Source organism: Nocardia sp. NRRL WC-3656 (assembly GCF_000720265.1).
GTDB lineage: Bacteria > Actinomycetota > Actinomycetes > Mycobacteriales > Mycobacteriaceae > Nocardia > Nocardia nova.
Window position 1 is genome coordinate 97,436 of the sequence record NZ_JOJF01000018.1, and the last position, 25,734, is coordinate 123,169.

Here is a 25,734-nt window from a genome sequence, read left to right on the forward strand (position 1 = left end):
ATCTCTTTACTTCGACGCAGTAACACAACGCCGGACCGTTTCCTCGAAACGACGTTCGCCGTAATGCGTGAAGCACGTCGAAATGTGCGCCGCGATTTCTCGAGCGCGACGAACAGCGCCCTCGTCGCCCTGGGCGGGATATTCGTCCGGTGGTGCGGCCGACGACGCAAAGGCGGTGGTCACGACGCCCCGACACGCCGCGGCGACCGTCCGCGTGGGCCGTCGGCCCAGGTCAGTCCTTGCGTTTGTAGCGGAGCCGGTGATCGCGCGACCGCCGGTCCGCGGATACGAGGCCACCCCGGGGTTCGGAGCCGTCACCGTCGCCGTGCCCGCCGCCGCACATCGCGTGCGGGGCGGCGCGGCCCGTGTCCGGGCCGGGCGGGTCACCCACATCGTTGGAATTCATCGCGTTCACCGGATCACCTTCTGGCACGTGAAGCACCTCACGGCAGTGTGTCGTAGGTAGATTCGGTGGGCGGGCGCGCCCGGATAAAAAGTAATTTTTTGATAACTACGCAGTTTCCTCGGTACCAGATAGCCGGACTTTCGCCCGCTCGAGCGCAGGAAGAACGGGACGCTTCCGGTTGCCGCCCGCAGTTTTCGTGACGGTCGTTATGAAATCGAGCCCCGAGGAGCTCTGAATTTCGGTGTGGTCACCGGCATCAGAAACCACAGAAATCACAACAATCACAGAATGCGGGGCACCACACGGATGTGACCGACGGCCGGCACCGGTGCGTCCCGCGCGGCGCGGGCACCGGGCGGCCGCGCGAGCGCCGGAGCGACCCTCGGACGACGGCCGGATTCGAAGTGTTCGGAAAGTTTGGTTCTCAAAACCGCACCTACCGGTTACTTGAATGAGTCATACTTCGGACCGTGTCCACTACGGCGGATTTCGAGCGCATGCTGCGCCGGGCCGCGCTGCGGGTGACGGCCCCGCGGATCGCGGTGCTGACCGCTGTGGCCGACCACCCGCACTCCGACACCGACACCATCCTCGGCCTCGTCCGCGGCACCCTGGGCACGGTCTCCCATCAGGCCGTCTACGACGTGCTGCGGGCATTGACCGAGGCGGGTCTGCTGCGCCGGATCCAGCCGATGGGCTCGGTCGCCCGCTACGAGACCCGCGTCGGCGACAACCACCACCATCTGGTGTGCCGCTCCTGCGGCGTCATCGCCGATGTCGACTGTTCGGTCGGCGACGCACCGTGTCTGACCGCCGCCGACGACAACGGCTTCGTCCTCGACGAGGCCGAGGTCATCTACTGGGGCCTGTGCCCCTCCTGTTCCCTGCCGACTGCTCGATCGACCCCGTGATCACAGCCCGTTTCACTTACTCGGAAAGGAAAGACCGTGCCTGAGGAACATCCACCTATCGCCGAGGCCAATACCGAACCGCCCGAGAGCGGATGCCCCGTCGTCGGCCGCATGAAGCGACCCGTCGAAGGTGGCGGCAACCGCGACTGGTGGCCGGAACAGCTCAATCTCAAAGTGCTGCAGCACAATCCGGCCGAAATCAATCCCTTCGGCGCGAACTACGACTATGCCGCCGAATTCGCGACCCTGGATCTGGCCGCGGTCAAGGCCGACATCATCGAGGTGATGACGACCTCGCAGGACTGGTGGCCGGCCGATTTCGGCCACTACGGGCCGCTGTTCATCCGCATGGCCTGGCATGCGGCCGGCACCTACCGCATCGAGGACGGCCGCGGCGGCGCCGGATCCGGGATGCAGCGCTTCGCCCCGCTCAACAGCTGGCCCGACAACGCCAGCCTGGACAAGGCGCGCCGGCTGCTGTGGCCGGTGAAACAGAAGTACGGCAGCAAACTGTCGTGGGCCGATCTCATCGTCTACACCGGCAACGTCGCCCTCGAGCACATGGGTTTCCAGACCTTCGGCTTCGGCGGCGGCCGCGTCGACGAGTGGGAACCCGAGGAGGTGTACTGGGGTCCGGAGATGGAATGGCTCGGCGATGCCCGCTACTCCGGGCGGCGCGATCTGGAGAACCCGCTCGCGGCCGTGCAGATGGGCCTGATCTACGTCAATCCCGAAGGGCCCAACGGTAACCCGGATCCGCTGGCGGCCGCGATCGACATCCGCGAGACGTTCCGCCGGATGGCGATGAACGATGTGGAAACCGCGGCGCTGATCGTCGGCGGGCACACCTTCGGCAAGACCCACGGCGCCGGCCCCGCCGACAACGTCGGCCCCGAACCGGAAGCCGCGCCGCTCGAGCAGATGGGCCTGGGCTGGAAGAGCTCGTTCGGCACCGGTGTCGGCAAGGACGCGATCACCAGCGGCATCGAGGTGACGTGGACCCCGACCCCGACCCGGTGGGACAACAGCTTCCTCGAAACCCTCTACGGCTACGAATGGGAGCAGACCAAGAGTCCCGCCGGGGCGTGGCAGTGGGTGCCGAAGGACGGCGCGGGCGCGGGCACGGTGCCCGACGCCCACGATTCGTCCAAGACCCAGGCCCCGGCGATGCTGACCACCGACCTGTCGCTGCGATTCGACCCCATCTACGGGCCGATCACGCGGCGCTGGCTCGACCATCCCGAGGAACTGGCCGACGAGTTCGCCAAGGCCTGGTACAAGCTGATCCACCGCGATATGGGACCCAAGTCCCGGTATCTGGGTCCGCTGGTGCCGGAGGAGACCCTGCTGTGGCAGGACCCGATCCCGGCCGTCGATCACGACCTGATCGGGGACGCCGAGATCACCACCCTCAAGGCGCGGATCCTGGATTCGGGCCTGACGGTGCCGCAGCTGGTGTCGACGGCCTGGGCGGCGGCGGCCTCGTTCCGCGGCAGCGACAAACGCGGCGGCGCCAACGGCGGCCGGTTGCGGCTGCAACCGCAGAACGGCTGGGAGGTCAACGACCCCGACGAGCTGGCCCAGGTGATCCGCACCCTGGAAGCGATCCAGGAGGCGTTCAACACCGAACAGTCCGGCAACGTGCGTGTCTCGTTCGCCGACGTGGTGGTGCTCGGCGGTGTCGCGGCGATCGAGAAGGCCGCCCGCGACGCCGGTTTCGGGGTGAGTGTCCCGTTCACCCCGGGTCGCACCGACGCCACCCAGGAACAGACCGATGTGGAGTCGTTCTCCGCGCTCGAACCCAAGGCCGACGGTTTCCGCAACTACCTCGGCAAGGGCACCCGGCTGTCGGCGGAGTATCTGCTGGTCGACAAGGCGAACCTGCTGCGGTTGACCGCGCCGGAGATGACCGTGCTCGTGGGCGGTCTGCGGGTGCTCGGCGCCAACTACAAGCAGTCGCCGCTGGGTGTGCTCACCGACAACCCCGGAGTGCTGAGCAACGACTTCTTCGTGAATCTGCTCGACATGAGCACCGAGTGGAAGCCCTCTCCCGCCGACGACGGCACCTACGTCGGCTCGGACCGGGCCACCGGCGAGCAGCGCTGGACCGGCAGCCGCGTCGATCTGGTCTTCGGCTCGAACTCGCAGCTGCGGGCGCTGGCCGAGGTGTATGCCACCGACGAGGCCAAGGCCAAGTTCGTCGACGATTTCATCGCCGCCTGGGACAAGGTGATGAACCTGGATCGGTTCGACCTGGCCTGATCCGCCGTTGCCCGGATGCCCCGCGCACCACCGCCGGTGCGCGGGGCATCCGCACGTCCGGGGAGCATGCCGGTTCGGGCGGGCGTTCGGCCGCGGACGCTACAGTCACCCGAGACCACTCGGGCACAGGAGGCCGCCGTGACCGTACCGCTGCTGGCATGGGCCGGTGCGCTGGCGCTGATCGTCGTCTTACTGGTGTTCGACTTCGTCTTCCACGTGCGTCGCGCGCATTCGCCGACCCTGGGCGAGTCGGCGGCGTGGTCGGCGGCCTATATCGGTGTGGCGGTGGCGTTCGGATTCGTGGTGTGGGGTCTGGGGGGATCCGAGATGGGGGTCGAGTACTTCGCCGGCTACATCACCGAGAAGGCGTTGTCGGTGGACAACCTGTTCATCTTCCTGGTGATCTTCACCGCCTTCCGGGTGCCCGCGGCCGCCCAGCAGAAGGTGCTGCTGGTGGGGATCGTGATCTCGCTGCTGGCGCGCACCGGATTCATCTTCCTCGGAGCGACGCTGATCAACCGTTTCGCGTGGGTGTTCTACCTGTTCGGCGGGGTGCTGCTGGTGACCGCGGGCAATATGCTGCGTCCCGAGAGCGAGGACACCCACTCCGGCGACGGGCTCGTGGTGCGCGCGACCCGGAAACTGTTGCGCACCACCGACTCCTACGACGGTGACGCGATGACCACGATCGTGGACGGTGGGCGCCGGTTGACGCCGATGGTGTCGGCGATGATCGCGATCGGTGGCACCGACGTGCTGTTCGCCCTCGATTCGATTCCCGCGATCTTCGGCCTCACCGAGAACGTATTCCTGGTGTTCACCGCCACCGCGTTCTCGCTGCTGGGGTTGCGGCAGTTGTTCTTCCTTCTCGAAGGCCTGCTGGACCGGTTGATCTACCTGGGTTTCGGGCTGGCCGCCGTACTCGGCTTCATCGGCGTGAAGCTGATTCTGCACGCGCTGCATCACAACAGCGTGCCGTTCGTCAACGACGGCGACCCGGTGCCGGTGGCCGAGATTCCCACCGTGTGGTCGCTGGTCGTGATCGTCGCGATACTCGTTGTGACGGTGGTGGTTTCGCTGTGGAGCCCGGCCGGGCGCGCGCAGACCGCGGTCGCCGGGGCGCGCCGCTACGCCACCCGGTACCTCGATCTGGGCTACGAGGCCGATCAGGCCGTGCGCGAACACACCTACGGGCGGATGCTGGCAGCGGAACGGACCATGGCCGGGCTGCCGGACAAATATGTGCACCGGTTCCGCGCCGACGACCTGACCACGTTGCTCGACCGCGCGCACGTCGTGCACGAGGACCGCATGGAACGCATCCGCGCCGGCCTGCCCCTGCGGATGTAACCGTCGAACCCCTCCCCTTTATATTCCGTTTCGGCTATATTGCCGATATGGCATCTACGTTCGAGGCGCTGGCCGAACCGCGGCGCCGCGAAATCCTCGACCTGCTGCGCCGGCGCGAACACCTGGTCGGCGAGCTGGTCACCGAACTGCGCCTGGCACAACCGACGGTGTCGAAACACCTGAAGATCCTGCGCGGCGCCGGCCTGGTCGAGGTCCGCCAGGACGCGCAACGGCGCTGGTACCGGCTGCGACCCCAGCCGCTCACCGAGATCGACCTGTGGCTGGCCCCCTACCGGCAGCTGTGGGACACCAGCCTCGACGCGCTGGCCCGCCACCTCGACGTCCTGGCCGCCGCCGACGACAGCACCACGCCCACCGAAGCCGAGACCGCAAGGAGTGATGACGATGAGTGACCCGTCCGCCGAACTGACCACGATCGACGGCACGCCCACGTTGCGGTTCGAGCGCCGCTTCGCCCACCCCCGGGAACGAGTGTGGCGGGCGATCAGCGATCCCGAGCAGATGAAGGCGTGGTTTCCGGCCGCGGTGCAGACCGACCTGCGCCCCGGCGCGCCGATGCGATTCGTCTTCGACGACGAAGCCACGGTCGAGGACACCTGGGACGGGGAGGTCCTCGAGGTCGATCCGCCGAAGGTGTTCATGTTCCGCTGGAACCGGGATGTGCTGCGATTCGAGCTGATCGCCGACGGCGACGGCTGCCGGCTGGTGTTCACCCACGCGCTCGGCGACGGCCCGACCGGCCGCCTGGGCGCCGCCCGCACCGCCGCCGGATGGGACGGCTGCCTGACGAGCCTGGCCGCCACACTCGACGACCGCGCCGAAGGTGAGGACCCGAGAGCCGGATGGCTGGCCCGAGCCGAAGCCTACGCCGAGAAGTTCGGGCTGGCCCGCGGCAGCGCCGAACCCGGCGCGGGCCCCGAATCCGATGTGCTGCTGCGATTTTCGCGCGACCTGGTGTGGCGGCCCGCGGACACGATCTGGGCGATCCTGGTCGAGGACCACCCCCTGCGCGTCGGCGCGCTGCCCCCGGCACGCGCGACCAACCCGGCGATCGAGCCGGGACCGGTCACCGCATTCGATCCGCCGCGGCTGCTGGAATACGAGGTGTCGGTGGACGGGCAGCCGGCGGGACGGGCGCGGTGGGAGATCATCGCCGATCCGCGACTGGGCACCCGGGTCGAGTTCACCCACACCCTGCCCCAGCGGCTCGCCGCGCACCGCGCCGGACTGCTGGCCGCCTGGCAGGTGCATATCGAACTGTTCTTCGCCGCCACCCAGGGCGAGATCCGATGCCCGTGGCCCGAGCAGCGGGTCACCGAACTGACCGCCACCTACAGCTGAGTCACTGCGCGGGCGCCCGGCCGGTACGGGCCGGAATCGTGGTGTCCAGCAACGTCATCAGCGCGACGAGGACACCGAGGCCGACGATCACCCAGGCGATGGCGTGCAGCCCGGCATCGGTGGTCGCCGAACCGAAGGTCAGCGCGATCAGGCTGGAGGAGAAGATCGCCCCCACATAGGCGAAGGTGCGATACAACCCCGACGCCACCGCGACCTGCCGGGCGGGCGCCTGCACATACAGCGCGGCCTGGTTGGCGAACCCGCTGGCGCCGCTGGCCACTCCGAACAGCAGCGACATCGCGATCAGCACGATCACCGGCGAGTTGTGCGTGATCACGACCATGACCAGCCCGGTCGCGACCAACGCCACACCGCTCGCGGTCAGCGGCACCCGCACCCAGCCGCGATTGGACACCAGCCGCGCGATGACGATGCTGATCGCCGACAGCGGCAGCAGGATCAACCCCACCTGGGAGGCGCTGTAGTGGGCGGCCTGTTCCATCCACTGACTGGTCCCGTAGAGGGCGGTGTAGGTGCCCAGCGACACCACCGCCTGCCGCAGATACGTGCGCAACAGGCCGCCGTTGCGAGTCAGCATCCGCACATCGATGAGCGGACTGCTGGCCCGCAACTCCCACGCCACCAGGGCGGCGACCAGTCCCAGCGTCACCGGCAGCAACCACCACAGCGGTGAGCGCAGATCAGACAGAAACCTCAGCATGCCGATCACGGCGACGGCGAACAGGCCGATGCCGACGAGGTCGACCGCGGCCGGCAGCGACCCCTGATCGCGGTCGCGCGGTGCATCCTTCGGCACACCGGTCACCGTCGCCACCAGCGCGACCAGCGCGAGCGGAATGTTGACGAAAAATATTGCGCGCCAACCGAACACACCCGCCACCAGACCACCCAGCGGCAGCCCCACCACGGAGGTGACCTGCGCGGCGATCGAGAAGTTGCCCAGCACTCGCGCCGGCACCCCCGTCCCGGCGTCGTCGGCGCGCCGCCGCACCAGCGCCATCGCGGTGGGAAACGCCGCCGAGGTGCCGATCCCGATGAGCGCGCGCGACACCACCAGGAACCCGAATGCCGTTGCGGCGGCGCCGATCACGCCGGCGGCGATGAGGATGATCAACCCGCCGGTGAACACCCGGCGCGGCCCGAACAGCGTGGCGAGTTTGCCCATGGTGGGCTGGGCGACGGCGCTGCACAGATACAGCACCGAGATGAGCACGGCGGTGGTGCCGGGGCCCCGGTGGAAGTCGACGCCGATGCCGACGAGGGCGGTGGCGATGGTGGAGGTGTTGATCGGATTGAGGGTCGAGCCCAGCAGCAGCGGACCGACGAAGCGGACGGTGAACGGGTCGCTGCGGGCGGGCGCGGTGTCGGCGGGGGCGGCTGTCACGAGCGGGCCGCCAATGTCCGTAGTACGTCATCGGTGGTTCCGGTTTCGGCGATGCGGCCGAAGATGTGGGCGATGCTGTGATCGTGGCGTTCGGCGTCGGAATCGGTCATCGCATCGACGGGCAGCGTGACGTGGAAACCCTGTTCGTGGGCGGCGCGGGCGGTCGATTCGACGCCGGCGCCGGTGGCGATGCCCACGACCACCACCTGCGTGACGCGGTCGGCACGCAACCGGTCGGCGAGCCCGGTGCCGGCGAAGGCGCTGCGGGCGTGCTTGGTGACCTGGATGTCGCCGGGCTGCGGCGTCATCTCGGGGATGAGGGCGGTCCAGTCCGGCGGCAGATCGGTCATGGTCATCGCGCCGGCGTCGGTGCGCCCCGGCGGGGTGCCGGCGACGTTGACGAGCACGACCGGCAGGTCCCGGTCGCGGAAGGCGTGCGCGAGTGTGGCCGCGCGCGTGATCACGGGTTCGACCGGATGCGCCAGCGGCCGCCCGACGATGCCCTGCTGCAGATCGATCACGATGAGGGCGGTGGCCGGGTCCAGGGTGGTGACGGGCATGACGAATTCCTTTGCTGGCGTGAGGTTTCGGACGCACCGGGGCCGGCGCGCGCCGGATCGCGCGAACCCGGTGGCCGGGTCGCGGATTTCGGTTGTGGGCGCTTCGATCAGCCGGCGCGGCCGATGCGGTCGAGCAGCCCGACCGCATCGGCGAGTTGCCGGATTTCGGCGTCGGTGAATTCGGCCTCGATGACGCGGGTGAGCCAGTCCTCTTTCGCGCGGCGGCCGGTGCGGAATTCGTCGCGGGCGGCCTCGGTCAGGTCCAGGACGGTTTTGCGGCCGTCGGCCGGATCGGGTGTGCCCGCGATGAGACCCGCCTCTTCCAGCTCTTCCAGCGCGCGAACGATTTTCGCCATCGATTGCGGGCGCATTCCCGCCGCGTGGGCCAGTTGGGTGGCCGTGGCGGGCCCGCCCTGTTCGAGGCGGATGAGGACCGAGCTCTGGGATTTGGTGAGGTCGCTGCCCTCGGCCTGAGCGCGCAGCTGCCGCAGCAGCCGGCTGATGGCGACACGCAGATCGGTCGCCACCGAGGCGGCTGTGGGCGCAGGCTTTCCGGACATGACTCCACGGTATCATTTACTAAGCTAACTGTACAGCTGGCTGTATAAATTCGGATGTGACTCGACCTTCGTCGTAGGTGTGATTACTTGACGGCCGGTAAGTAATGTCGCTAGCCTGACCGAAAAGCCCCCTACCGGGTCGTTTACTCGATCCGGCCGGCGCGGGAAGTGGGTGGGGATGGAAACCGTCAGTGTGTTGTGGCCGGTGCCGGCCGAGCGCGTCGCGACCGTCGAAGTCGGCGAGGACGCGCTGACCGACCTGGAAATCGAACCGTTGCTCGCCGCGATCGTCGGCGATACCGACGACCACGACCTCACCGCCCTGCTGCGCCGCCCCGTCCGCGACCCCGACACCGTCCGATTCCGCCACGAGGTGTTCACCGACCTCGACGACCACGAAACATACGCCGCGGCAGAGGAATTCGTGATCGCCATGTGGCGGGTACGTCGCCGGCTGCTCATCGCCGGCGAGCTGTATCACCGGCATCAACGCCACCGCGCCCATCTCGACGCCGCCGCCGGCTACGTGGCCGCGGTGACCGCACTGCACGCGGCGGCCGCACGGCTGCCACTGCGATCGCGGGCGCTGCTACGGTGGCGCACCTACCTCGACACCTATTGCGCCGGTGCGGATCTGCGCACACTGGCCCACGACATCGACACCGTACGAGCCGCGCTGGCCCGCGTGCGGTACCGGCTGCGGATCGTCGACCGCACCCTCGAGGTGAGCCCCGCACGCCCCGCACCCGACTACACCGCCGCCGTGACGCGACTGCTCGCCCGCTTCGGCGCACCACACCGCCGCGACCCGCACCCGCAACCGGAGTGGCCGGACATGAACCAGACCGAGGAACAGATCCTCGACCGGGTCGCCGACCTGTACCCGGCGCCGTTCGAGCGACTGGCCGAATTCGCCACCCGCCATCGAGATTTCATCGCCCCCGAGGTGACCGAATTCGATCGAGGCATGCAGTTCTATCTGCGCTACCGCCGGTTCGCCCACCGCGCCGCCGGCACCGGCCGCAGTCTGTGCCTGCCCGAGATCGCCGCACCCGGCGAACCGATCCACGCCGAGTGCGCCTACGACCTCGCCCTCGCTACCCGCTCACCGAACCCGCTGGTGTGCAACGATTTCCACCTCGAACCCCCGGAACGAATGACGGTGGTGACCGGCCCCAACCAGGGCGGGAAGACGACCTTCGCGCGCGCGATCGGGCAACTGGTGTACTTCGCCGCGCTCGGCGGCCCGGTCCCCGCGCAGGCGGCGCGGCTGCCGTTGCCCGATCGCATCCACACCCACTTCGAACGCGCCGAACATGCCGGCGACCCGGACGGAAGGCTGCTGGCGGACCTGCGCTCCATGCGCGAAATCCTGCGGACCACGAGCGCGGACACCCTGGTCGTGCTCAACGAGAGTTTCTCCACGACCACCACACACGACGGCGCGCGCATCGCCGGCGAGGTCCTGGCGCACATCGTACGGCTCGGCGCCTGGGGGGTGTGGGTGAGCTTCTTCGACGACCTCGCCGACGCCGGACCCGAGGTGGTGTCGATGGTGGCATCGACCGACCCGGCCGACCGCGCACATCGCACCTACCGCATCGTGCGCCGCCCCGCCGACGGCAACGCCTACGCCACCGAACTCGCCCAACGCTACGGACTCGGCTACCACGCGGTGGCCGCGAGGCTGGCGCGATGAGGGTCCGGCTGCTGTTCCCCGTCGACACCGCACCCGCCCCGGCCGCGCTCGGCGACACCGCTGTCGCGGATCTGGGCATATCCGCACTGCTCGACACGATCGCCGAGCGCGACCCGGCGATCGCCGACACGGTCCGGGCAGTGATCACCGCGACCCCGGCGGATCCGGCCGTGATCACACACCGCCACGCCGTGCTCACCGACTGCTGCGCGCACCCCCAGCTCGTGCGCGCCGTCCACGACATCGCCGCCGCCGCGACGTCGGTGCGGCGCTGGACATCGGCCGCGCGCCGGCGCGCCAACGGCACACTGGTTCTGACCCTGCCACCGTTCACCGCACAGCTCGAGCAGCTGCGACGGCTGCGCACCCTGCTCGAACGCGACGGCGACCGCCTCACCGCCGCGGGCTGGACCGACCTGATCGCGACGACGAAACAGTTCGACGACACCTACCTGCGGGCGGTGCGCGACGAGCTGAGCGTGCTGCGCTTCGACCACGGCGTCGACATCGAGGCGGGCCTGGGCGCCGGCAACAAGATCACCGATGTCGTGGTCCACCGGCCACCCGCACGCCGGCCACGTTTCGGATTCCCCCGCAGCACAAGCGTTTTCGAAGCGATCGCCGACGGCGAGGCCGAGGCCGATCCGGTGATGCAGCTGAAGGATCACGCGCTGGCAGAGCTCGCGGACGTGGTCGCCGCTACCGCCGACCGGATGCACGCCTTCTTCCTGCGGTTACGGGAGGAAACCGCCTTCTACCTCGGCTGCCTGATCCTGCGAGAGCGCCTCGACCGTATCGCGATCCCCTACTGCCTGCCGCACCCGCACCCGTCCGACACGACGCGGCTGCGCTGCCGCGGGCTGCGCGACATCACCCTGGCGCTGGGCCCGGCACCCGCGAGCGTGGCGGGCAGCGACCTCGCCGCCGACGGGCGATCGCTGCTGATCGTCACCGGCGCCAACAACGGCGGCAAATCCACGTTCCTGCGCAGCCTCGGCGCCGCGCAGCTGATGATGCAGGCCGGAATGTTCGTCCTCGCCGAGGAATTCGCCGCCGACGTCCGCGACGGAGTGTTCACCCATTTCGTCGGCGACGAGGACCACACCCTGTCCTACGGCAGACTCGCCGACGAACTGGTCCGGATGAACGCGGTGATCGACCGGATCGGGCCGCGCGGGCTGCTGCTGTGCAACGAGGCGTTCGCCTCCACCGGCGAACGCGACGCCGGCCGTATCGCCGGGCCCCTGCTGCGGGCGCTCACCGAGGCCGGAGTGAAGGTCGTGTTCGTCACCCACCTCTACGACTACGCCCGCAACCGCCACGCCGAGGCGCACCCCGGCGACCTGTTCCTGCGCGCCGAACGCGGACCCGACGGCACACGCACCCACCGCATCGTGGCGGGCCCGCCCGAGCCCGGCGGTCACGGCTACGACCTGTGGGCCGCCACCGAACTCGGGTAACCGGGCTCAGGCCGAGGGACGCAGACTGCTCAGCACCCGGATCGCATCCGACAGCGGGATCATCCGGCCGGGTTGTTCGGCGAGCAATCCCATCTCGATGTACTGGCGAATCAGCATCGAGGGGGTGATGCAGTGTTCGGCGGCCGCCTCCCGGATCCGGTCGCGCAGATCCTTCGGCAGTTTCAGGGAGGTGGTGACCATGCCGCGTTCGATCTCCTCGCCGGTCGGCGGCAGCGCGGGCGCCGCGGCGGAGTCGTCGAACACCAAACCGTCCACGACCGCCTGCGGGTCGGCGCCGGGCTTCGGTTCGAAGATGTGCTTGTCGGTCATCGGTTCGCCTCCCATGCGGTGTATTCCTCGAGCTGCTGCGGGCGCATCTGCGCGGCCATCACGATCTCCCAGGTGCCGGCCGACTCCGGCGACGGCCGCATCCGCAGCATCACCACCAGTGGACGGCCAGCGTCGGTGCGGCCCCACACGGTCGTGACGGGCAACCCTTCCGGGGTGCGGGCCGGGCGCGGCCAGCGCCGCGACGAATACAGCACCTCCATCACCTCCCAGGGCGCCACCTCGGCACGAGCCAGGAACGAGTGGATTCCGATCCACCATGCGTACTCCACGCAGTCACCATAATACCCGCGTATTACCTACCTCGGCAGTGGTGAGCGCCGCTGCGGCAGCAGCACCGTGCGATCGAACGCCGCGGGATGGGCCGCGGCGTGCTCGACCGCCGCCGCGATGTCGTCCAATCCGAACGTGGTGACCGTTTCCGCCGACAGATCGAGCAGCCCGCACCGCACCAGCTCGATCAACCCCGCAACCGCGGTGCGCGGGCACATCCACTGACCCCGCACCGTCACACTGTTGCGCATCAGCCACGGATACGGTAGCGCCAGATCGGAACCGCCGAGCATCCCCACTCCGCCCATGAGCACGACGCGCCCGAACTCGCGCACCGTCATCGCCGCGGTTCGCACCACGTGCGTGTCCGCCGCGGGCGGCAGAATATCGAGTACCACATCCACCGGTCCCCCGCCCGCGTCCACCATCGCCTGCCGATCCACCTCCGCGTCGCCGGTCAGCTCGACCGGGCGCACACGGTCCCCGAACAGGTCCCGCAACCGCGTCGCAGCCGCGCGGTTGCGGCCGGGGGCCACCACCCGGCTCGCGCCCATGGCCAGCCCCACCGCCACCGCCGCACCCCCGAAATTGCCGGTCGCGCCGCTCACCAGCAACGTTTCCCCGGCACGCAGATCCGCCGCCAGCAGACCCCCGTACGGAACCAGCGGCACCGCCAGCGACGCCCAGCCGGCCACGTCCTCGCCGTCGACATCACCGAGCGGCACGGCGTTCTCCGTCGGCACGACCATGCGCTCCGCGAACGAACCGTGATGAAAGTACCGCGACAATCGCAGCCCGCCCGGACCACGCGAACTCCAGCCCTGCAACGTGATGTCGGGGGTGCGCGCGTCGTCGCGGGAGCGCACCGTCGGATCACACCACACCAGGTCCCCGGGCCGCAGCCGGGTCGCATCCGGACCGGCCGACACCACCCGCCCGACCCCGCCCATTCCCGGAATCACCGGCGGCTCCAGCGGATAGTTGCGCGCACCGCCGAAAACCTCTGCCGCATACGGCAAGACACAGGTAGCGAGCACATCCACCAGGACCTCACCCGGCCCGGCCACCGGATCGGGCACAGTCGTCACCGTCAACGGCTGCCCGAACTGTTCCAACATCGCCGCACGCATCGCCCACTCCTCCGGTTCCGAATCTCTTCTTCGCCAACGTAGGACGCGATCCGGCCATGCCACCAGCGAAAGTCCGGCATATCTGGTATGCCGGACAGTCATGGACCTGTCACCGGCCGGCCTGCGGGTGCTGGCCGAGGTCGCCGAACGCGGATCGTTCACCGCCGCGGCCGCCGCCCTCGGCTACACCCAATCCGGCATCTCACGCCAAGCCGCGACCCTCGAACGCGAGGCCGGAAAACCCCTGTTCGAACGCCACCGCACCGGCGTCCACCTCACCCCGGCCGGGCTGACGCTGCTGCGCCACGCACGGGTCGTGCTGGACGCGCTGGAGGCGGCGCGACGCGACCTCGACGACCGCGATTTCATGCAGCGGGTGCGACTGGGCAGCCTCATCAGCGCGGGCGCGGTTCTCGTACCCACCGCGCTGGCCGCGCTGCGACGCACCCACCCCGCACTCGAGGTGTCCACCCGCGAGGGCACCACGCCGGCGCTGGTCCGCGCCATCCGCGCCGGCAGCCTCGATCTCGCCGTGATCACCTCGCGGCCGCCGCACCGGCCACCCGACACCGAACTACCGCGGCTGATCGTCGAACAACTCGGCGAGGTAGAACTGCTCGTCGCCGCCCCCGCCACCGGCCGCTTCGCCGGGCGCGCCACCGTCACCGTCGACGAACTCGTCGACGCTCCGTGGATCGCGAGCCCCGCCGCCACCAGCGAACCGCTGCTGGGAGTGTGGCCGGGGTTGCCCGGCCGCCCCCACATCACACACCGCGCCCGCGACTGGCTCGCCAAACTCGCCCTCGTCGCCGCCGGCTGCGGCGTGACCACCGTCCCCTCGGGCCTGTTCCCGGCGCTGCCGCCGGAGGTGATCACGCTGCGCGTCGTCACCGGCTCCCACGACCGCGCCGTCACCGAACTGCGCCGCCTGTCGCTGGTCCGCACACCGGCCCCGCTCACCCCGCCGATCGCGGCCGTGATCGAGGAATTACGCAGCGCCGCAACACCTTTCGCACACGGGACCGCCCGGGCGCCGGGCTAGCGGATCACCAGATCAGGGTCCGCTCGGGCACCCGCACACACGCGAAGAAGCGTTTGCCGATATCGCTGCCGTCGTGGTTGTAGGCGTTCATGATCTCGGCCAGCTCGTCGGCCAGCTCCTGCAGCGCCGGGCTCGGGTTGTCGATGCCGCAGTCGCTGACCCAACCCCACTCCCGCGGCACACCCTCGATGGTGACGATGATCTTGCCGACGTACGGAGTGGCGACCGAGTAGGAGATCTCGATGGGAGCGTCCCGGATCGGCGAACGTTCGGCGAGCTCCGCACGATGCTGCGGCATGCTGAAGATCTGCGCGAAAACGATGTCCTGGCTGATCATTTCGGCAATACTCGCCAACGTGGCGTGCCGGCCGACCCGGTGATAGCGGGGACCGTAATCACGATCGCCCCGCGGTCCCGCCGCCTGCGGATGCTTGGCCAGGATGCGGTCGAGCATGCGCTGGGCGGCCTCGCGTTCGGCGGCACCGGTCGCGGGATGATCGATCAGCTGGCGCAGCCGGGAAATCCGGGGGCTCAGGGCCGTTGACATGGTCGCGGTCCTCTCCTCGTCGTCGCACGGCAGCCGCGGCCGCGGTCGGTCAGGGCAGCGGATCGACCAGCACCTGATGGTCGATGCGTCGCAACATATCCGGCCGAGCGGTCAAACACGGCCAATTGCGAGAGACCGCCTCACTGGCGGCGTGTCCGGCGGCCACCAGCCCATCGGCATCGGAACGTCCGGCCAGCAACGCCGCCACCCGGGAAGCCGCGCCGGTGTCCAGTCCGGTCACCACGGTGTGCGGCAGCTCCAGCAACACCGCGAGAATATCGAGCCGATCCGGCCGAATCAGCGCCTGCCCCGCCGCCGCCACCGCCGCGGGCACCACGATGGTATGACCGGCCTCGGCCGTCGCCCACGCCACCGCGTGCACATACGGCAGCCGCCGCGTCCAGCCCACCACGGCGGCGGTGTCGAACACCACGCCGCCCAGTGTGGCCGGGCTCACGCGGCGCCGGCGCTTCGCCGATCCAGATCCTCCGCCGACAGCGGCGGCAGGCCCTGCACACGCCGGGCCTGATTCACCAGCTCGAGCGGCGGCACGCCACCGAAACTGGACTCGATGGCATCCAGCGAGATATCGCGGTCCATCCGATCCCGCAACGCGGCCGACACGTAGGCGGACAGATTGTCGATCCGCCCCGACGCCTTCCAGCGCTCCAAGGTGGACACATCATCCTTGGGGACCGAGATCGTCACCTTCTTCGTCTCCGCCATACCAACAGCTTACGGCAGTATGGCGCCCGGACGGCAGCGACTACCGCGCGAAGACCGTGGCCTGCGCTCCGCGCAGCAGCTCGACCAGCTCCTTGCCCGCGGTGTCGTCCAGCGCCGCGAAGGCCGGGGCGATCAGGTCGTCGGTCAGCGCCTCGGCCGCATCCCAGCGCTGCCGCATCGCCGAGCTCACCTCGGTGGTGTCGACCCTTTCACCCCACCCGAACAGCCGCGCCTGGGTGGGCCCGTCGGTACGCGGCGAGCCACCGATCAGCACCGCCTCGAACGGCGACAGCCCACTGGCCCGCACCGCCATCAGATGCAGGCCGCCCCGCAGCTCACGCAGACAATGGATCAACTGCAACACCCGACCGGCGGCATCGTCGGCGAGCGGCAACGCCCGCCAGCCCGCGAACAGGCTCACCCCCGCCACATCGGCGGCATCGGTCACCACCCGCAGCAATTCGGCCAACCGGTCGCAGCCGTCGAATCCGGCGAGTTTGCGGCGACCGAAACCCTGGCACGCCGCCAGATATCCGGCCGCGGCCTGCGCGGGCGCCATCGCCACCGAATCCCAGGCTGCCCGAACGGTTTCCGGCTCGAAGAACCCGAACGCCGCGGTCACCACATCGGCATCCACCTCGCCGAGCACCCCGCCGCGGCCGCGCGTATACGGGCCGATGAAGCCGTCCACGCCGGTGGTGGCACCGAATGCCTTGGCCTCGCGGGAGAACATGAACGCGCCCCCGATGGTCTGGATCTCGGATTTCACCGCGGCCGGCACCGACACGGCGGACCCCTTTCGACGAGAGCGACCGATCCGGCCACTCGGCTCCTTCGACAATCCCCCGGAGCCTATCTCGCTTCAATCCACTAATGCCAGCGCCGGGCCGCAATCCACCGCCCCCGCGAACAACCCCCGAGCTAATCCACCATCGCACCGCCGGACCCCGCCCGCCCACGCGACGACGCCGCGACCACCCCGGCCGGCGAGCCCGCCGACCCGGCCCCGGCGATATTCCCCCGCCGCAGCCGACCGGCTTCCCAGCACCGCACGGTAGGCACGAAATCCCGTATAACGTAACGGCATCGGCACGTTCCCCAGAATTCATGGGAGGATTCACCTATTCTCGGGTCCGGGCCCGGGTACCACCGATTTCGAAGCGAGCGAGGGATGACCGACAACCTCGGCGCGACCGCACCCGACCCCGGTGCCGACCGCGCCACCGCAACGCAGACCGCGCTGACGTCGCTCGTCGCCCGCTTCGCCCAGCAATGGCAAACCTCCGGCGAACCCCCCGATCTGTCGGCCCACCTGCCCGCCGAACCCGCGCTGCGCCGCTCCGCACTCATCGAACTCATCAAGGTCGACCTGCACGAACGCTGGCAACGCGACACCGACGCACCGCGACTGGCCGACTACCGCGAACAATTCCCCGAACTCGCCGCCGCGCCCCTGCCCCCCGACCTGGTCTACGAAGAGATCAACGCCCGCAGCCGCCGCGACCACCACGCCGTCGACCTCGGCGAATACGAACAGGACTACCCCATCCAGATGGCCCGCATCACCGAAGGATTCGAGGACCTACCCCCCTCGGCACCCGGACTGCGCACCACCATGCTCGCCGACCCCACCGCCCTCGACGCACTCGACACCATCAACCCCGGCGCCACCGTCGACGACTTCGACCTGCTGCTCCCCCTCGGCCAAGGCGCGTTCGCCCGCGTCTTCCTCGCCCGCCAACGCTCCATGGGCCGCCTCGTCGCCGTCAAAATCTCCCACGACCGCGGCAGCGAACCACAAACCCTCGCCCAACTCGACCACGACCACATCGTGCGCGTCTTCGACCAGCGCCAGATCACCGACCAGCGCCTCAAACTCATGTACATGCAGTACGTGCCCGGCGGCACCCTGCTCGGCGTCCTGCGCATGCTGCGCCGCACCCCACCCGCCCAGCGCGACGGCAAACTCCTGCTCGAAGCCATCGACGCCGCCACCACCACCGGCGGCGTCCTCGAACCCCAGCCCTCGCCCACCCGATCCGAACTCGCCCGGCTCAGCTGGCCCGAAACCGTCGCCTGGCTCGGCAGCCGCCTCGCCGCCGCCCTCGACTACGCCAACCACCGCGGCATCCTGCACCGCGACCTCAAACCCGCCAACGTGCTCCTCACCGCCGACGGCCAACCCAAACTCGCCGACTTCAACATCAGCTTCAGCCGCCACCTGCCCGGCGCCAACCCCGTCGCCTACTTCGGCGGCTCCCTGCCCTACATGGCCCCCGAACAACTCGAGGCCTGCCACCCCAACCTCGACACCACCGCCGCCGACCTGGACACCCGCGCCGACCTCTACGCCCTCGCCGTCGTCCTGTGGGAACTGCTCACCGGCCGCCTCCCCTTCGACGACGGCCACGACGCCGGCGAAACCGAAGAATCCCTGCAAGCCATGATCGACCGGCGCCGCACACCCGTCGCCGACCACTTCGAAGCCGACCTCCCACCCGACACCCCCGCCCTGCTGCGCCACGCCCTGCTCACCTGCCTCGCACCCGACCCCGCGGACCGCTACGCCACCGGCGCCGACCTCGCCCAGCAACTCGACCTCAGCCAGGACCGCGCCGCCCGCGACCTCGTCGACCCGCCCACCCACAGCCTGCGCGCCCGCCTGCGCATGCGCCCCATGCCCGTCGTCACCCTCTCCAGCCTGCTCGGCCACCTGCTCGCCGGGCTCTACCTCGGCTCCCACAACCTGCGACTCATCCGCGACGCCCTCGGCGCCGACGCCGCCCACCAGATGGTGCGCCTGGGCATCGTCATAATCGCCATCGCCTACCCGATCGCCATCGCCGCCCTCATGTACTGGTGCCGCTCGGTGTTCGTGGTACCCAACGGATTACGCCGCGGCAGACAATTCGACGCCGCCACCCTCGCCCGCGCCCGCGCCGCCACCCTCGCCTGCGGCGACCGCATCGCCGTGGCCACCTTCGCGGGATGGCTTGCCGCACTGGGCGTCTTCCTCGTCAAACTGCACACCCTCGGCGACGTGTCCGCCGGCATCACCACCAGCCTCATCGCCTGCAACCTCGTCGCCGCCTGCGTCGCCGTCGTCTACACCTACTTCCCCGTCACCTACTTCGTCCTGCGCTGGTACTACCCGGGCCTGGTCGCCGCCGGCGGCACCACCCCCGCCGACGCCGCCATGCTGCGCCGCATGGTGCACCGCAGCCGCATCTACCTCGGTGTCGCCGCCTGCGTCCCACTCATCGGCGTCCCCGCCGGCCTCGTCTTCCTCACCCCCGACCAACAGCAGACCGTCATCGGCCCCATCGTCGGGCTCTGTGTCGGAGGACTTTTCGCCTTCCTCATCACTCTGCGCACCTTCTACCTACTCGAATCCGACCTCAACGCCCTCGACCGCATCCTCGACCCCCACCCCCACTCCTGACCGGCTGCGGTCACCCGACCAAGATCGTCTAATCTCGAGTCGGTGCTAGGACATTCACATGCGACCAGTGGTGCGCTGGCGTGGGCGGGAGCCGCTGCCGCGCTACCACTTTCGATTCTCACCTTCCCCGCCGCGCAGATCGGCCACCTCGGCACCGTCGACCTGCTCATGGGAACGTTCCTCACCGCCGGCGCCGCCCTGCTGCCCGACGCCGACCACCCCAGCGGCACCATCTCGCATGCGCTCGGACCGATCACGCACACCGCCTGCAAGATCATCTCCACCGTCTCCGGCGGACACCGCCACGCCACCCACTCCCTGGCCTTCGTCGCGGCCGTCACCTACGGCACCTGGGCCGGCGAACACTGGATCGGCCGCTGGTTCACCCTCGGCCTGGTCTTCTTCCTGCTCGCCCTCGCCGTCCGCGCCCTGAACCTCTGCCCGCCCGGCGAAGGACTGCGTTCCTACGCCACCATCGCCGTCCTCGCCGTCGCCGGCACCTTCGCCATGGACCAGTGGATCTCCGACAAACCCGCCTGGCTACCCTTCTCCGTCGGCCTCGGCGCCCTCGCCCACCTCATCGGCGACTGCCTGACCGACCGCGGCTGCCGGCTGTTCTGGCCACTCGACATCCGCACCCGCATCCCGATCATCGACCGCACCGGCAACAAGGTCGAAACCTGGTTGATCTCACCACTGTTCGTGCTCGGCACCCTCGCCGCGCTCTGGTACGTCATCACCCACCAGCCCTAACAGCGTCACCGCGTCGCGGTCCGGGCTGCCCGGCTCGGCCTGGAACGCGACGAACCGCTGCCCGTCCGCCGCGGTCAGAATCTCCGAGGTCAACTCCATCCGGCCCACCGCCGGATGCCGGAACATCCGCCGCGTACCGCGCTTGGCCCGCACATCGTAGTGCGCCCACAACGCCTCGAAATCCGCGGTCGCCGCGCACAATTCGGCCGTCAGCGCCGCCAGCTCCACCGGATGCGATCCCGCGCCCTGCACCACCCGCAGATGCGCCACACAATCGCGCGCCATCCCCGTCCAATCCTCGAACACCGTCCGCGCCACCGGATGCGTGAACACGTACCGAATCAGATTGCGGCGTCTCGGCTCCCACTGCTCGATACCCCACAGCAACCGCAGCCCCTCCGGATTCGCCGCCAGCAGGTTGCTCACCTGATCCAGGACGAAAGCCGGTGTGGGACGCACCGATTCGAGCAGCAACACCATGCCCCGCCCGGCCACCTCCACCGGCGCCGCGGCGGCGGCCGAGCGCGCCCCCGCCAGCCGCGCCACCCGGTGCAGATGAGCCGCCTCGTCGGCATTCAGCAGCAACGCCGAGGCCAGCGCCGCCAGCACTTCCGGGCTCGGATTGCGGTCGCGGCCCTGTTCCAGCCGGATGTAGTAGTCCACGCTCAGCCCCGCCAGCGCAGCGACCTCCTCGCGGCGTAGGCCCGCCGTCTGCCGCCGCCGCGTCCCCGGCGGCAGACCCACCTCCGACGGCTGCACCCGCGCGCGGCGCGCACGCAGGAACTCTCCCAGGGCACGACGATCACTCACTCATCCAGTGTGCCCGCTTCCCAGCCACGCCGGGGTAGCCCCGCCAGGACCAGGCCACAGCCGGTCTCCCCGCCGCACTCGCCACGCCGCACGGTGGATACATGACCGACACCACCCGCACCCTCGTCATCGGCGGCAGCTCCGGCATGGGCCTCGCCCTGGCCGAACGACTCCTGGAAGCCGGACATCGAGTCACCATCGCCGCCCGCGACACCGACCGCCTGACCGCCGCGACCGCACAGCTCGGCTATCCCGACCAGCTCCGCTCGCAGCGCGTCGACATCGCCGAAGAAGCTTCCATCGCAGCACTTTTCGACACCGTAGGCGCGGTCGATCACATCGTCGTCACCGCCGCCGACATGCGCCACGGATACGGCCCGCTCACCGAGCTGCCCGCGCGCGACGCGCGGACCGTCCTCGACATCAAAGTGCTCGGGCCGTGGCTGGTCGCCAAATACGCGGCAGACCGGGTCCGTAACTCCATCACCGTCACCTCCGGAATCGCGGCCTACCGACCCGCACCCGGCGGCTCGGTCGTCGCCACCGCCAACGCCGCCCTGGAGGGCCTGGTCCGAGCGCTGGCCCTGGAATTGGCGCCGATCCGAGTCAACGCCGTCTCCCCCGGCTGGGTCGACACCCCGATCTGGGACGACTTCGCCGGCCCCGACAAACACGCCCGGCTCACCGCGATGGCCGCCCGACTGCCCGCCGGCCGCGTCGGCCGTCCCGCCGATATCGCGGCCGCGTTCCATGCCGTCCTCGACAACGACTTCATGACCGGCGAAGTTCTGCACGTCGAAGGCGGACACCGGCTGGTCTGACGAACCGCCCCGCACATGGCGGCGCCCCGCACCACCGGCCATCGGCACCGCTACCGCGGTGCTGAACGGACGGGATATGCGGGGCGCGCGCCCTGCCGATCAGGCCAGCTGAGCCGAAACGATCGTGATCGGCTCGACCGGCACATCCTGATGCCCGGCCTTGGAGCCCGTGCGGACACCCTCGATCGAATCCACGACGGCGTTACCGTCGACGACCCGCCCGAAGACCGCGTAACCCCAGCCGTCCTGACCCGGGTAGTTCAGGAAGTCGTTGTCGGCGGTGTTGATGAAGAACTGGGCACTGGCCGAATGCGGATCCGCCGTACGCGCCATCGCGACGGTGTACTTGTCGTTGCGCAGCCCGTTCTTGGCCTCGTTCTGCACCCGGTTGGGCGCCGGCTTCTGCTGCATATCGGCGGTCAGACCGCCGCCCTGCACCATGAAACCCGGAATCACACGGTGGAAGATCGTCCCGTCGTAGTGGCCGGACTTGACGTAGTCCACGAAGTTCGCGACCGTTTGCGGCGCCTTCGTCTCGTCCAATTCGAGGGTGATGTCCCCGGCTGATGTGTTGAGCAACACTGTGGTCATCCGGTCATCGTATGGCAGCCGCCTGCACCCGGCGGACAACCCCTCATCTCGGACGTACGAACAGGGCTCGGTCGTCTTGTGCAGTCTTTTGTTTCTGCGTGCGTGAGCTGGAAGTCTGCGGCGCGCGCAGTCAGAGTACACATAGTTAGATGCGCATATCTCCATCACATATTGTTTTGTGTTGCCGCAACGCCGGCCGCCCTCTCCTCGAGCGCCGGCGCATTCGACCGCGAGGACGGCGACACGGATTCAGGCCTCGTACAACTCCAGCGGCAAGTCGTCCGGGTCGAAGAAGAAACCGAAACGGCGACCGGTGAATTCGTCGACACGGACCTCCTCCACGACCACTCCCCTCCCCCGCAGCTCCGCCAGGCCCGCGGCGACGTCTTCGACGACGAAGGCGAGATGGCGCAACCCGCACGCCTCGGGCCGCGACGGCCGCGTCGGCGGATCCGGGAACGAGAACAGCTCCAGTTGGGCGCCGTCCGGCAGTGCGAGATCGAGCTTCCACGAACGCCGTTCGGCCCGGTAGTGCTCCGCCACCACCCGCAGCCCGAGCACCTCGGTATAGAACGTTTTCGATCTCTGATAGTCCGACGCGATGATCGCCGCGTGGTGAATCCTCCGCAACTCCATCACCTGACCGTAGCCACCAGCCGTCATGGCTGTGTTTGTCACCGCGGAGCTGTTCGTTCACCACGTGAGAACACTCCGATGTCACATGCCTAGATGCGCATACATCCATATCGATATGTTCACTGCGTGCGGCCTCCGCTCGGTACTTGGCCGACCACATCGGCCCTGATCAGGAAACAGTCTGTCGCCCGGACACTTTCACCCTGCGGACAACGCCTCTTTCGCGGCAGCGATGGCTTGTTCCCGGTATCCCCCACCGAACAGCACGACATGCACCAGCAACGGATACAGCTGATGCAGTGCGCTCCGCTGTTCCGCGCCGGGCGCGAGGGGGAAGCGCTCCCGGTATGCCCGCAGAATGTGGCCGAGATGCGGCGCGCCGAACAGCCGCAACATGGCCAGGTCCGTCTCGCGATGACCGCCGTGGGCGGCCGGGTCGATGAGCCGCACGCCGCGCTCGGTCCACAGCACATTGCCCGACCACAGATCGCCGTGAATGCGGCACGGTGGTTCCGCTGGGCCGGCCAGTTCGCCGATCCCGTCGATCACCCGCTCGACGAGCCGAGTTCCGTCGCGTCCCAGAACGGATGCGGCGGCGGGCAACAGCGGTTGCAGTCGATACCGGGCATACCAGGGCCCCCACTCCCCCGCGACCATCGCGTTGTCTTGCGGGACCGTGGCGATACAGCCCGCCCACGGCGCGCCGTACCGGTCGACGGTGTGCGCGTGCAGTTCGGCAAGCGCCGCACCGAACTGTTCTGCGGCAGCACGGCTGGGCGTCACCGAACTCAACCACGGCAAGACCAGAGTGCGCTCGTCGGCGGCCAGTACCTGCGGGATCAGGTCCGCGGCGTCGGCATCGCGCAACCAGCGCAGGCCCGCGGCCTCGGCGGTCAAGGCATGGTCCGCAGTCGAACCCGGTTCGCCCACAGCACTTTTCACGAAGGCATCGCGGCCGTCGGCGAGCTGCACGCGATACAAGGTCCAGGCATGCCCGCGTCTCGCGGTGCGCTCGGACACCACCGGTACGCCCAGCAAGGACCCCAGATGTGTCGACAGCTCGCTCACGAGCCGTAGACCGTCTGCCAGATCGCCCGCCCCAGCGCTCGGGCCAACTGTTCGTCGTCCACCGGATTCCCGGCCGCGAAGGTGAAGTCGATGGCACGCTCGACCATGCAGGTCAGGGCGATGGCGGTGGCCTCGACCTCCAGATCGGCGGAAATCCGGCCCGCCGCGCGCTCCCGGTCCAGCCGGCCGCGGACGAGTTCGGTGAAGCGCTGGACCCGCTCCTGCCAGTAGCGGCCCACATCGCGGTCGTAACCTGCCACCTCGGTGAGCGCGCGCAGGACGCGATGGTGTGCCCGGGTGCCCGCGATCATCAGCCGCATGGCCGTGACGACCCCCGCCTCTCCGTCGAGATGGTCTGCGGCCCACCACAGTTCGGCCGTGCGGAACTGATCGTCGGTGGCGAGGTCGGCCATCCGGATGAGTAGCCGGCTCTTGTCGGGGAAATAGCGATAGAAGGTGGAGCGGGCGATGTCGGCCTCGGCGGCGATCCGGGCCACCGGAAGTTCGGTGTAGGTGACACCGGTATCCAGCAGCCGGTCCACAGCGGAGAGCACCCGCCGCTCCACCGCATCGCGCCGTTCGTCGCGCTCACGAGACCGCGAGCCGGGGCGGGTCAGCGACGCCATGTCGTGGGTTCGTCGAGGACGGCCATGGGCACATTGTCGCTCGAGTCACGAGACAACGCAGGTGACCACCGGAGGAAATCGCCGGAAGATGTGGGCGTCATCCTGGGAAAAGTCTGTGATAACAGCCACAAACGGCAGTTCAGCCGAGTTTCGCTCCATTGCGAGCCCCGCGAGAAAGCATCACTCGCACTGAAGGTTTCAGTTGTCCTGCCGACATCCGGGCGGACGTGGTGAACAGGAACTGAATGAATGATCTCCGGGCGTTCACTATCCGTTAGCTGGACTGGTCTGTGATTGCCTCGTCCCTGAACCACTCCGTCTCGAGGTTCCGCAAAAAATGATGATGAGGAAATTCGCCGCGACCGCCGCCATGCTGGTCGCCGCCGTCGGCGTCGCGGCCGGTACCGCGAACGCCGACCCCGCCGCCCCCGCCCCTCCCCTTCGAGGACTCGGCCCCGTGGAAGACCCCCTACGACCGTGAAACCGCCGCGTTCAACCGCCTGAAGGACACCATCTCCACCGGTGCCACCATCGGCACGCTGGCCGGTGGTCTCGGCGGCGCGGTCATCGGCTGCATCGCCGGCGCCGCTATCGGTCTCGCCGCGACCGGTGCGCTGCTCGCCCTGTTCGGCGCCGGCCCGCTGGGCGGCTGTGTCGCCGGCGCCGCCGCCGTCGGCTTCCTGGGTGTGCTCGCCGGCCAGATCTTCGTGACCGCTCCGGTCGCGATCGGCGCCGCGATCCAGTACTTCTCCACCATCAACGCCCCGTTCAAGCCGGCACCGAGCAAGTAACAAGTTAATCCGCTGCCGGACTATGCGACGGTGCCCTCACAGCGTTTGCTGTGAGGGCACCGTCGTCATTGCCGAGGCGGTATTTCCATTTCCACATCGATGCGGGCGAGTTGCAGGATAAGGGCAGCCGGACGCGGGTATCCGGCACAGTTCGA

Annotated in this window: 27 protein-coding genes and 1 pseudogene; 12 read left to right on the plus strand and 16 right to left on the minus strand. The window is 69.0% G+C overall.

Annotated elements, in window-relative coordinates; translation table 11 throughout:
• Window positions 1–232: 232 nt before the first annotated feature.
• Window positions 233–415, minus strand: coding sequence for a hypothetical protein (locus tag IG65_RS0122685; protein WP_156055728.1), 183 nt, complete (start codon window positions 413–415; stop codon window positions 233–235).
• 488 nt (window positions 416–903) lie between these two features.
• Here IG65_RS0122685 and IG65_RS0122695 point away from each other — a divergent pair, with 488 nt between their 5' ends.
• The 5 genes from IG65_RS0122695 (at window position 904) to IG65_RS0122715 (ending at window position 6,291) form a co-directional block, all read left to right on the plus strand.
• Complete coding sequence (locus tag IG65_RS0122695; RefSeq protein WP_036525450.1) at window positions 904–1,317, plus strand: Fur family transcriptional regulator; 414 nt, start codon at window positions 904–906, stop codon at window positions 1,315–1,317.
• Window positions 1,318–1,353: 36 nt separating this feature from the next.
• Window positions 1,354–3,579: a catalase/peroxidase HPI gene (katG, locus tag IG65_RS0122700; protein ID WP_030516966.1), complete on the plus strand. Its 2,226-nt coding sequence runs from the start codon at window positions 1,354–1,356 to the stop codon at window positions 3,577–3,579.
• Between the two features lie 138 nt (window positions 3,580–3,717).
• The gene (locus IG65_RS0122705; protein ID WP_030516967.1) at window positions 3,718–4,929 is read left to right on the plus strand and encodes a TerC/Alx family metal homeostasis membrane protein; all 1,212 of its coding nucleotides are present in this window, start codon (window positions 3,718–3,720) and stop codon (window positions 4,927–4,929) included.
• A gap of 47 nt (window positions 4,930–4,976) precedes the next feature.
• Window positions 4,977–5,342: a helix-turn-helix transcriptional regulator gene (locus IG65_RS0122710; RefSeq protein ID WP_036525452.1), complete on the plus strand. Its 366-nt coding sequence runs from the start codon at window positions 4,977–4,979 to the stop codon at window positions 5,340–5,342.
• A complete protein-coding gene (locus tag IG65_RS0122715) occupies window positions 5,335–6,291 on the plus strand; it encodes an SRPBCC family protein (protein ID WP_030516969.1) in 957 nt (318 codons plus the stop codon). Before IG65_RS0122710 ends, IG65_RS0122715 begins: the two co-directional genes overlap by 8 nt.
• Window position 6,292: 1 nt before the next feature.
• On the opposite strand, the gene IG65_RS0122720 is transcribed toward IG65_RS0122715, so the two are convergent.
• The 3 genes from IG65_RS0122720 to IG65_RS0122730 form a co-directional block, all read right to left on the minus strand.
• Complete coding sequence (locus tag IG65_RS0122720; RefSeq protein WP_030516970.1) at window positions 6,293–7,696, minus strand: MFS transporter; 1,404 nt, start codon at window positions 7,694–7,696, stop codon at window positions 6,293–6,295.
• On the minus strand, window positions 7,693–8,256 hold the full coding sequence (locus IG65_RS0122725; RefSeq protein ID WP_030516971.1) for an isochorismatase family protein: 564 nt from the start codon (window positions 8,254–8,256) through the stop codon (window positions 7,693–7,695). Before IG65_RS0122725 ends, IG65_RS0122720 begins: the two co-directional genes overlap by 4 nt.
• Before the next feature lie 107 nt (window positions 8,257–8,363).
• On the minus strand, window positions 8,364–8,816 hold the full coding sequence (locus tag IG65_RS0122730) for a MarR family winged helix-turn-helix transcriptional regulator (protein WP_030516972.1): 453 nt from the start codon (window positions 8,814–8,816) through the stop codon (window positions 8,364–8,366).
• Window positions 8,817–8,994: 178 nt separating this feature from the next.
• On the opposite strand from IG65_RS0122730, the gene IG65_RS0122735 reads away from it, so the two are divergent.
• Together IG65_RS0122735 and IG65_RS0122740 are read left to right on the plus strand one after the other, a co-directional pair.
• Complete coding sequence (locus tag IG65_RS0122735) at window positions 8,995–10,515, plus strand: hypothetical protein (protein WP_030516973.1); 1,521 nt, start codon at window positions 8,995–8,997, stop codon at window positions 10,513–10,515.
• Window positions 10,512–11,975 (plus strand): hypothetical protein, encoded by a 1,464-nt coding sequence (locus IG65_RS0122740; protein WP_051756672.1) that lies wholly within the window; start codon window positions 10,512–10,514, stop codon window positions 11,973–11,975. Before IG65_RS0122735 ends, IG65_RS0122740 begins: the two co-directional genes overlap by 4 nt.
• Window positions 11,976–11,981: 6 nt before the next feature.
• Here IG65_RS0122740 and IG65_RS0122745 read toward each other — a convergent pair whose 3' ends face one another.
• Genes IG65_RS0122745 through IG65_RS0122755 form a run of 3 tightly spaced genes read right to left on the minus strand, consistent with a single transcriptional unit; the run spans window position 11,982 to window position 13,726 of the window.
• Entirely contained in the window at window positions 11,982–12,305 is a 324-nt protein-coding gene (locus IG65_RS0122745) for a CopG family transcriptional regulator (protein WP_104363836.1), read from the minus strand.
• Complete coding sequence (locus tag IG65_RS0122750; protein ID WP_051043657.1) at window positions 12,302–12,595, minus strand: hypothetical protein; 294 nt, start codon at window positions 12,593–12,595, stop codon at window positions 12,302–12,304. The genes IG65_RS0122745 and IG65_RS0122750 overlap by 4 nt, the downstream gene beginning before the upstream one ends.
• 27 nt (window positions 12,596–12,622) lie before the next feature.
• Entirely contained in the window at window positions 12,623–13,726 is a 1,104-nt protein-coding gene (locus IG65_RS0122755; RefSeq protein WP_030516977.1) for a zinc-binding alcohol dehydrogenase family protein, read from the minus strand.
• Window positions 13,727–13,826: 100 nt separating this feature from the next.
• On the opposite strand from IG65_RS0122755, the gene IG65_RS0122760 reads away from it, so the two are divergent.
• Window positions 13,827–14,768 carry a LysR family transcriptional regulator gene (locus IG65_RS0122760; RefSeq protein WP_036525455.1) on the plus strand — a complete coding sequence of 314 codons (942 nt, stop codon included), beginning with the start codon at window positions 13,827–13,829 and terminating at the stop codon, window positions 14,766–14,768.
• Window positions 14,769–14,772: 4 nt separating this feature from the next.
• Here the strand turns inward: IG65_RS0122760 and IG65_RS0122765 are convergent, their stop codons facing one another.
• From IG65_RS0122765 to IG65_RS0122780, 4 genes are read right to left on the minus strand one after another with little or no spacing between them, the layout of a single operon-like run.
• Window positions 14,773–15,315, minus strand: coding sequence for a hypothetical protein (locus IG65_RS0122765; RefSeq protein WP_030516979.1), 543 nt, complete (start codon window positions 15,313–15,315; stop codon window positions 14,773–14,775).
• Between the two features lie 49 nt (window positions 15,316–15,364).
• Entirely contained in the window at window positions 15,365–15,748 is a 384-nt protein-coding gene (locus IG65_RS0122770; protein WP_156055729.1) for a hypothetical protein, read from the minus strand.
• 20 nt (window positions 15,749–15,768) lie between these two features.
• The gene (locus IG65_RS0122775; RefSeq protein ID WP_030516981.1) at window positions 15,769–16,041 is read right to left on the minus strand and encodes a hypothetical protein; all 273 of its coding nucleotides are present in this window, start codon (window positions 16,039–16,041) and stop codon (window positions 15,769–15,771) included.
• A gap of 40 nt (window positions 16,042–16,081) precedes the next feature.
• Window positions 16,082–16,828, minus strand: a complete 747-nt coding sequence (locus IG65_RS0122780) for a hypothetical protein (RefSeq protein ID WP_030516982.1) — start codon at window positions 16,826–16,828, stop codon at window positions 16,082–16,084.
• A 384-nt stretch (window positions 16,829–17,212) separates the two neighbouring features.
• Between IG65_RS0122780 and IG65_RS0122785 the strand changes: the two genes are divergently transcribed.
• Together IG65_RS0122785 and IG65_RS0122790 are read left to right on the plus strand one after the other, a co-directional pair.
• Entirely contained in the window at window positions 17,213–19,483 is a 2,271-nt protein-coding gene (locus IG65_RS0122785) for a serine/threonine-protein kinase (protein ID WP_051756673.1), read from the plus strand.
• Window positions 19,484–19,525: 42 nt separating this feature from the next.
• Window positions 19,526–20,236: a metal-dependent hydrolase gene (locus IG65_RS0122790; RefSeq protein ID WP_030516984.1), complete on the plus strand. Its 711-nt coding sequence runs from the start codon at window positions 19,526–19,528 to the stop codon at window positions 20,234–20,236.
• Here IG65_RS0122790 and IG65_RS0122795 read toward each other — a convergent pair.
• The gene (locus IG65_RS0122795; RefSeq protein WP_030516985.1) at window positions 20,174–21,046 is read right to left on the minus strand and encodes a helix-turn-helix domain-containing protein; all 873 of its coding nucleotides are present in this window, start codon (window positions 21,044–21,046) and stop codon (window positions 20,174–20,176) included. The genes IG65_RS0122790 and IG65_RS0122795 overlap by 63 nt on opposite strands.
• A gap of 101 nt (window positions 21,047–21,147) precedes the next feature.
• Here IG65_RS0122795 and IG65_RS0122800 point away from each other — a divergent pair, with 101 nt between their 5' ends.
• Window positions 21,148–21,867 carry an SDR family oxidoreductase gene (locus tag IG65_RS0122800; RefSeq protein WP_030516986.1) on the plus strand — a complete coding sequence of 240 codons (720 nt, stop codon included), beginning with the start codon at window positions 21,148–21,150 and terminating at the stop codon, window positions 21,865–21,867.
• A 99-nt stretch (window positions 21,868–21,966) separates the two neighbouring features.
• On the opposite strand, the gene IG65_RS0122805 is transcribed toward IG65_RS0122800, so the two are convergent.
• From IG65_RS0122805 to IG65_RS0122820, 4 genes are all read right to left on the minus strand, one after another.
• Window positions 21,967–22,458, minus strand: coding sequence for a peptidylprolyl isomerase (locus tag IG65_RS0122805; RefSeq protein WP_030516987.1), 492 nt, complete (start codon window positions 22,456–22,458; stop codon window positions 21,967–21,969).
• Between the two features lie 249 nt (window positions 22,459–22,707).
• Complete coding sequence (locus IG65_RS0122810) at window positions 22,708–23,136, minus strand: VOC family protein (protein ID WP_231509360.1); 429 nt, start codon at window positions 23,134–23,136, stop codon at window positions 22,708–22,710.
• 156 nt (window positions 23,137–23,292) lie between these two features.
• Window positions 23,293–24,162: a fructosamine kinase family protein gene (locus IG65_RS0122815; protein ID WP_036525458.1), complete on the minus strand. Its 870-nt coding sequence runs from the start codon at window positions 24,160–24,162 to the stop codon at window positions 23,293–23,295.
• Entirely contained in the window at window positions 24,159–24,788 is a 630-nt protein-coding gene (locus IG65_RS0122820) for a TetR/AcrR family transcriptional regulator (protein WP_030516990.1), read from the minus strand. Before IG65_RS0122820 ends, IG65_RS0122815 begins: the two co-directional genes overlap by 4 nt.
• 425 nt (window positions 24,789–25,213) lie before the next feature.
• Between IG65_RS0122820 and IG65_RS39815 the strand changes: the two are divergent.
• Window positions 25,214–25,579: pseudogene (locus tag IG65_RS39815) on the plus strand (hypothetical protein); the annotation flags it as partial.
• Between the last annotated feature and the right edge of the window lie 155 nt (window positions 25,580–25,734).